This is a genomic window from Nocardia sp. NRRL WC-3656, from assembly GCF_000720265.1.
In the GTDB taxonomy this organism is placed as follows: Bacteria; Actinomycetota; Actinomycetes; order Mycobacteriales; family Mycobacteriaceae; genus Nocardia; species Nocardia nova.
In genome coordinates this window covers 1-7408 of record NZ_JOJF01000063.1, presented here as the reverse complement: position 1 = coordinate 7408, position 7408 = coordinate 1, and the positions used below count along the sequence as shown (strand labels likewise).

At 69.1% G+C, this 7408-nt stretch carries 7 protein-coding genes; 1 reads left to right on the top strand and 6 read right to left on the bottom strand.

The window, feature by feature from the left end:
* Positions 1-74: 74 nt before the first annotated feature.
* Positions 75-500: a carboxymuconolactone decarboxylase family protein gene (locus IG65_RS0133585; RefSeq protein WP_051757314.1), complete on the top strand. Its 426-nt coding sequence runs from the start codon at positions 75-77 to the stop codon at positions 498-500.
* 72 nt (positions 501-572) lie between these two features.
* Here the strand turns inward: IG65_RS0133585 and IG65_RS0133580 are convergent, their stop codons facing one another.
* From IG65_RS0133580 to IG65_RS0133555, 6 genes are all read right to left on the bottom strand, one after another.
* Complete coding sequence (locus tag IG65_RS0133580) at positions 573-1613, bottom strand: hypothetical protein (protein WP_030518959.1); 1041 nt, start codon at positions 1611-1613, stop codon at positions 573-575.
* Positions 1614-1654: 41 nt separating this feature from the next.
* Positions 1655-2140, bottom strand: a complete 486-nt coding sequence (locus tag IG65_RS0133575; protein ID WP_030518958.1) for a hypothetical protein — start codon at positions 2138-2140, stop codon at positions 1655-1657.
* Positions 2141-2179: 39 nt separating this feature from the next.
* Entirely contained in the window at positions 2180-2962 is a 783-nt protein-coding gene (locus tag IG65_RS0133570) for an alpha/beta hydrolase (RefSeq protein ID WP_030518957.1), read from the bottom strand.
* A 19-nt stretch (positions 2963-2981) separates the two neighbouring features.
* On the bottom strand, positions 2982-5483 hold the full coding sequence (pheT, locus tag IG65_RS0133565; RefSeq protein ID WP_030518956.1) for a phenylalanine--tRNA ligase subunit beta: 2502 nt from the start codon (positions 5481-5483) through the stop codon (positions 2982-2984).
* A 55-nt stretch (positions 5484-5538) separates the two neighbouring features.
* Positions 5539-6612 (bottom strand): phenylalanine--tRNA ligase subunit alpha, encoded by a 1074-nt coding sequence (pheS, locus tag IG65_RS0133560; protein WP_030518955.1) that lies wholly within the window; start codon positions 6610-6612, stop codon positions 5539-5541.
* Positions 6613-7007: 395 nt separating this feature from the next.
* On the bottom strand, positions 7008-7259 hold the full coding sequence (locus IG65_RS0133555; protein ID WP_231509617.1) for a hypothetical protein: 252 nt from the start codon (positions 7257-7259) through the stop codon (positions 7008-7010).
* Positions 7260-7408 lie beyond the last annotated feature (149 nt).

Here is a 7408-nt window from a genome sequence, read left to right as displayed (position 1 = left end):
CCGCGACCACAAGACCTACCAGCCCGCCCCCGCAACCTGACCCCATCAGCAAACCCGGAAATCACCAGTAGGACTTGACAACCTCATTGAGATTCCTCCAGTCGACGCTGCCCAAGGCCACCCAGGACCTGATGATGCTGCGCGTCAGCCAGATCAACGGCTGCGGCTGGTGCACCGACGTGCACAGCAAGGACCTCGCGGCCGCCGGAGAGCCCGCGGTGCGCATCAACCTGGTCGCCGCGTGGCGCGAGGCGTCGGTGTTCAGCGAGGCCGAGCGGGCCGCGCTGGCGCTGGCCGAGGAGGGCACCCGGCTCGCCGACGCCCATCAGGGAGTTTCGGACGAGACCTGGGCGCAGGTGCGCAAGCATTACGACGACGACCAGATCGCCGCACTGGTCGGCCTGGTCGCTCAGATCAACGCGGCCAACCGGCTCGGCGTGATCGTGCGCCAGCAGGGCGGCTCGTACGAGCCCGGCATGTTCGCCGATATCGACGGCTGATCAGCGAGCCCGGCCCGGCTCAGGGGTGGCCGCCCCCGAGCCGGGCCGTCGCCGCGGTTCGTGCGTGCCCGTCTACTGTGTGGCCTCGGCCAGGATCGCCAGCACCGGCTCCGAGGTGTAGAAGGGTTCGAGGCGTTCGCGAATCAGCTTGGCCAGCACGCCGTTTCGCTTCGCCGCCTCGACCACCGCGGGACCGTAGCGCAGGATCTCGGTGCGGATGTCGTCGGCGGACAGGCCCAGTTCGGGCAGCAGCGCGCCGAGGGTGTGGTCGCCGTATTTGGTGAAGAACACGTCGACGCACTCGTCGAGGAGCACACCAACGTACTCCTTGTCGCGGGTGGTGACGACGATGCGGTGTACCAGCAGGGCGAGTTCGCGCAGGTCGGCCTGGGTCAGGTAATCGCGCAGGCCGCTGACCGGCTCACCGGCGTGCAGATCCCAGAACTCCATCGCCGCGCCGTGCACCGGTGCGTCGCGCAGCATCTCCCGGATCGCGTTGTTGGTGCGCTTGAGGGCGAACATCGCGCCCTTACCGGCCATATCGCCGATGAAGGTGCCGCTGCTGGCCTTCTCGGCGGCCTTGCGGGCGGACTTGGCCGCGTTGGTGCCGAACGACACCAGCGATCCGACGCCCGGAACCTTGCTGGCCATCTGCCGGTTCGACTCCATGAAATCGTCGATCAGCTTGTCGACGAATTTGGACGCCGCCGTCGCGACCAGGGGGCTTTCGGTAAGCCGCTCCAGCAGGCGCTCCTGGGCCTGGTGCATGCCGAAGATCTTCTCCAGCAACGCTTCCACGGGTTCGCGGTCCACGACGTCGCCGAGGGTGTAGTCGTTGTTCTCGGCGATGTTGTCGTAGATGGCGTCGGCGAACACGGCCACCGAATCCTGCAGCACCGGGCTGCCGCCGATGCGATTCACCACGGTGCGCACCGTCTGCCGCGCCTCGTCGACGGACACCACATCGCGGAAGACAATGGTGTCGGCGACCGCCAGCACATCGTCCACATCGCGGGCGACGACCTCGGCGAACCGATCTCCCGTCACCTCCGCGAGCAGGTAGTCCACTTGCGCGTCGAGCAGTTTCGCGGCGATGTCCTGTGCTGCGGTCATCGGTTCCCCTTCAGCTGTCCGGATCGCCGGACCAGCCGGAATCACACGTCGTCGCGCAGCGACTTCCGGATCTCGTCCAGGCGTTCCCGCGCGGCTTTCTCCCGCGCCTGCCATTGTTCGTCGGCGCTGCGGCCCGCCGGTGTCTGCCGGTCGAGTTCGCCCAACCCCTGGGCGGTGCCGTAGCGCTGCTCGACCTTATCGCGAACTGACTCGAAAGTAGGGACTCCGGATTCGGAGTATCCGCCGGGCACCCCGAAGCCCTCCGGCGGCAGCGGCACGCCGGAGCCCACCGCGACCTGCCCGAATCCACCCGAGATCGGCGGCGGCACGGCGGCGGCCGCACCGGGGGTATCCGAACTCACATCGACCTCCGGTTCGGCATGAGTGGGGCGGGCCGCCAGTTCGGCCGCGGTCAGATGCAACTTCTCCAGACCCGGCCGGCCCGTGGTCGCGGTGACCACGACCTCGAGCAGATCCTCATCCTGCATCGCGGCGAGCAGGGCCGCCATATCACCGGTTTCGGACATGCACCCAGGCTACGCATCGCGACCGCGGTCCGGCCGGTTTCACTCGCCGGTCACCGACTCCACGCCCGCGAGAACGTCGCGAACCCACGCCGATACGGTTCCCGACCACCCGGGAATCGAGACCAGGGTGTTGTGACCGGCGTTGGGGTAGATCAGCAGCCGCTTGGGGTCGGCCGCCGCCGCGTGCAGCGTCCGGCCCATCTCGACCGGGAGCAGTTCGTCGGCGTCGCCGTGCATGACGAACGTCGGCACGCGCAGGGTGCGGAGTCGCTGCAGCGTCGGAAACGCGTTCGGCACCAAGGCTTTCGGAATGAAGGGGTAGACCGCGCGGGCCGCGTCGCGCAGGCCGGTGAAGGTGGACATCAGGATCATCGCGGCGGGCGGATGTTCGGTCGCCAGTTCGGTGACCACCGCGCCGCCGAGCGATTTACCGAGATAGACAACGCGTTTCGGTTCCACGCCGGACTGTTCCAGCAGCGCCCGGCGGGCGGCGCGGGCGTCCAGATACAGCCCGCGTTCGCTCGGCCGGCCCGGACTGCGACCGTAACCGCGATAGTCGAAGGTCAGCACGTTCAAGCCGGCCGCGGCCAGCAATGCCAGGATCGGCGAGCGATCACCGATATTGCCGCCGTTGCCGTGGGCGTAGAGCACGTGAGCGATCGGCTTCTCGGCGCGCACGAACCAGGCATTGATCCGGGCTCCGTCGGCCGCGGTGAGCCAGAGGTCCTCGTGGTCGAAGCCGAACTGCTCGGGCGTCATCGTGATCCGACGTTCGGGATGGAACGTCAGCGCGTTGAGCACGCCCTCGGCCGGATGTCGCATAGCCCCTTCTTACCCCCTCTCACCCGCGCAGGACGGCTCCGACCGCATCGGCCGCCGCCGCGACCGCGGAATCACGGGCCGCGCTCGCCTCGTCCTCGGTGAGGGTGCGGTCGCTCGCGCGGAAGCGCAGGGCATAGGTGAGGGATTTGCGGCCCTCGCCCGCCTGGGCGCCCTCGTAGACGTCGAACAGCGCGATGTCCTCGAGCAACTCGCCCGCACCGGTGCGCAGCGCCGATTCGACCTGGGCCGCGCCCACCGTCTTCTCGACACTCACCGACACGTCCTGCAGAACCGCCGGGAAGGCGGAAACCACGGGGGCGGGACGGGATTCGCGCAGCGGCAGCGCATCCAGATCCAGTTCCAGCGCACAGGTGCGCGGCGGCAGACCGCTGCGCTCCAGCACGGCCGGATGCAGTTCACCGGCATGGCCCACGACCGTGCCGTCGACGAGCAGCTCCGCGCAGCGGCCCGGATGGAACGGCAGGTAGGCGGCGGCGCGGCGCTCGATGGTGACTCCGGCGGCATCGGCGACGGCGTCGGCGAGGGCGAAGGCGTCGGCCGCCTCGGCGACCCGGCCGGGACCCCAGGGGCCACGCGGTTCACGCCGGCCGGTCAGAACCGCGGCGACGTGCACCGGCTGGGCGGGCAGCGACTCGATCAGCTCGCGAATCTGCTCGTCGGTGGGCCGGCGGTCGACCGGCAGTTCGGTCACCCCGCGGGTGTTCGGACCGGGCAGGACGACCTGGGCGATGCCGTAGATCGACAGATCGCGCTCACCCCGCGAGATATTGCGGGCGGCGACCTCGAGCAGCGCGGGCAACAGGGTCGTCGCGAGTTCCGCCTTCTCCACGTCGAGCGGATTCAGCACGCGCATCGTGTCGCGGCGCGGATCGTCGGCGTCCAGACCCCAGGTGTCGAAGACCCCGGCGGTCATGAAGATCGGCGCGGGTACCTCCACACATCCGGAGAAGGCGAGCGCACGGCTGACGGCGCGGCGACGGCGCTGCACGGCGGTGAGGCCGCGCCCGGCCGGGGCGGTCGGCAGCACCGACGGAATCTGCTCCAGGCCCTCGAGCCGCAGCACCTCCTCCACCAGATCGGCGGGCTGGACGAGGTCGGGCCGCCAGCTCGGCGGGGTCACCACCAGCTGACCGTGGCCGGTCTCGCTGACGCTCACCTCGACCGCGCAGCCGATCTGCGCGAGCCGGCGCGCCGAGGTGCCGGTGGGATAGACCACGCCCGCGGTGCGGTCGGCCAGATCGATATCCATCCGGATCGGTTCGACGGCAGGCACCGGGAGCCGCACGTCGGTCAGCGCGGGTTCCACTGTGCCACCGGCGATTTCGGCCAGCAGCGTGGCGGCGCGGTCCAGCGCGGCGACGTTGATCTCGGGATCGACGACGCGCTCGTAGCGTTTACCCGCCTCCGACACCAGCTTGTGCCGGCGCGCGGTGCGGTAGACCGCCAGCGGATTCCAGGTCGCCGCCTCCAGCAGGATGTCGGTGGTGGCGTCGCCGACCTCGGTGCTCGCGCCACCCATGATGCCGGCCAGCGAGATCACACCCGAATCGTCGGTGATGACGACATCTTCGGCGTCCAGCACGCGCTCGACCTCGTCGAGCGTGCGCAACGTCTCACCGGTGTGCGCGCGCCGGATCACCAGCGGCCCGGTCACTTTCGCCGCATCGAAGGCGTGCAGCGGCTGGCCCAGTTCGAGCATGACGTAGTTGGTGACATCCACCGCGGGCGAGATCGGCCGCACGCCCGCCAGCAGCAGCCGGCGCTGCAACCACCACGGGCTCACCGCGTTCGGGTCGACGCCGGTGACCTTGCGCACCGCGAAGCGGGTGCAGCCGGATTCCGGTTCGACGGTCACCGAATACGCGTCGGCCTCGTCGTCGGGCAGCGTGCGCACCGCGGGATCGGCGTAGTCGAGATCGAAGCCGCAGGCGAGTTCGCGCGCCAGGCCACGCACCGAGAAGCAGTAGCCACGGTCCGGGGTGATGTTGAGTTCGATCACCGTGTCGTCGAGGCCGAGCAGTTCGTTGGCGTCGGCGCCCGGTTCGGCGGTGCCCGGCTCCAGTACCAGAATGCCCGAATGGTCCTTGCCGATACCGAGTTCGGCGACCGAGCAGATCATGCCGTTGGAGACGTGGCCGTAGGTCTTGCGCGAGCTGATGGCGAATCCGCCCGGCAGCACGCCGCCCGGCAGCACCACCACGACGAGGTCACCGACCGCGAAATTGCGCGCGCCGCAGACGATCTCCTGCAGTTCCGGCTTGCCGATATCGACCTTGCAGAAGCGGATCGGCTTCTTGAACTCGGTCAGCTCGGTGATCTCGGCGACCCGGCCGACCACCAGCGGGTGCTCGATATCGCCGGTGACCGGCGCGAGGGTGTCGAGTTCCTCGACCTCGAGGCCCACGCGGACGAAACCGGCGTCGAGCTCCTCGGGGGTCAGCGACCAGCCGGGGGTGGTCCGCTGCAGGGTTTCCGTCAGCCAGGACTGCGCTACTCGCACGTGACGTTTCGCTTCCTCGTATGAAGGTTCTCGGGTGGTGGATTGGGGGCCGGGTTCAGGCGCGGATGCCGAACGGCAGCGTGAAGCGCACATCGCCCTCGACGATGTCGCGCATATCCGGAATGCCGTTGCGGAACTGCAGGGTGCGTTCGAGTCCCATACCGAAGGCGAATCCGCTGTAGACCTCGGGATCGATACCGCTGGCGATCAGCACCTTCGGGTTGACCATGCCGCAGCCGCCCCATTCGACCCAGCCGGCGCCGCCCTTCTTGTCCGGGAACCACACATCGACCTCGGCGGAGGGCTCGGTGAACGGGAAGTAGTTGGGCCGCATGCGAGTTCGCGTCTCGGGACCGAACAGCGCCCGCGCGAACGCGTCCAGGGTGCCGCGCAGATGCGCCATGGTCAGGCCCTTGTCCACGGCCAGACCCTCGACCTGGGAGAAGACCGGGGTGTGGGTGGCGTCGAGTTCGTCGGTGCGGAAGGTCCGGCCCGGGCAGACCACGTAGATCGGCAGTTCGCGCGAGAGCATCGAGCGCACCTGGACCGGGGAGGTGTGGGTGCGCAGGACCTGTCTGGACCCTTCCGGCGCTACATGGAAGGTGTCCTGCATGGTGCGGGCCGGGTGGTCGGGCAGGAAGTTCAGCGCATCGAAGTTGAAGTGCTCGGTCTCGACCTCGGGTCCTTCGGCGACCTCCCAGCCCATGCCGACGAAGACGTCCTCGATCTGCTCGGAGATCACCGTGATGGGATGACGCGCGCCGATCGCACCGCGCCGAGCCGGCAACGTCACGTCGATCGCCTCGGCGACCAGGACGGCGGCGTCGCGTTCGGCGAGCAGTTGGGCGCGGCGGGCCTCGAAGGCGTCCGAGACGCGGCCGCGGGCCACGTTCACGCGCTTACCGGCGTCGGCCTTGTCCTGCTTGGGCAGCCCGCCCATCGCCCGCTGAGCCAGGGCGATCGGCGATTTGCCGCCCATATGCTCGGTCTTGGCGGTGGCGAGCGCATCCAGGTCGGCCGCGGCCGCGAACGCCTTCTCCGCGGCGGCGGCAGCAGCGGAGAGAGCCTCTTCGCTGAGCGCCTCCGCCGGCGTCGCTGACTGCTCGGCTGCATCCTTCTCGTCGGCCACGATGGTTCGTCTCTCCCCTGGGCTGGTCGGGTCCGTGCGGTTGCCTGCATACGCACATCGGGCATCGGCACATGCGATACACGACTATGCGATGCCAACTATTGTCGCTGGTCGAATCGTAGGCGATGTCGGCAGGCCGCCTCACACGGATATTTCCGGCGTTCGGACGTTCCGCGGCATCGGCCCGAACACCGGCAATCGGTCCATCGGAGGCGGCGACAGGGAAAGGCGCGTCGCCCGAGATCCGGGCGACGCGCCTGGGCAGGCCGTCCTGCGAGGCGATATATGGGGTACGCATTTCGCGGCGTCCGGCCCGGCCTCGCCGATCGATGCGGACCCGACCCAGTGCTCACCGACGACGCGCCGGGCCCGATGTCATGCGTCGGCCGATACGGTCACAGCGCGCGGTCCGATTCCCGCGCGCTCGCCGGCGCCTCGATCGCGACGAGGTGCCGGGGCAACCGCAGCAGGACGATCACCGCCCCGGCCGCCACGATCACCGCGCCGGTCCACACGGCCGGGACCAGCCCGTCGACGAATCCCTGTGGACTCGCATACGACCCGTGCGAGGCGAAGATCGAGGCCAGAATCGCCACACCGATCGCGACGCCCACTTCGCGCACGGTGTTGTTCGTTCCCGAGGCCATGGCCCGATCCTCGGCGGCGGCACTCGCCATCACGACGGTCGCGCTGGGCGCGAAGGACTCTCAATGACTGTGTCAAGCCGCAGCTGCCACCGATGTCGGGCGGATGGCACTGAATTCGCGGCCGTCGCGCAGCAAGGCCCACAAGACAT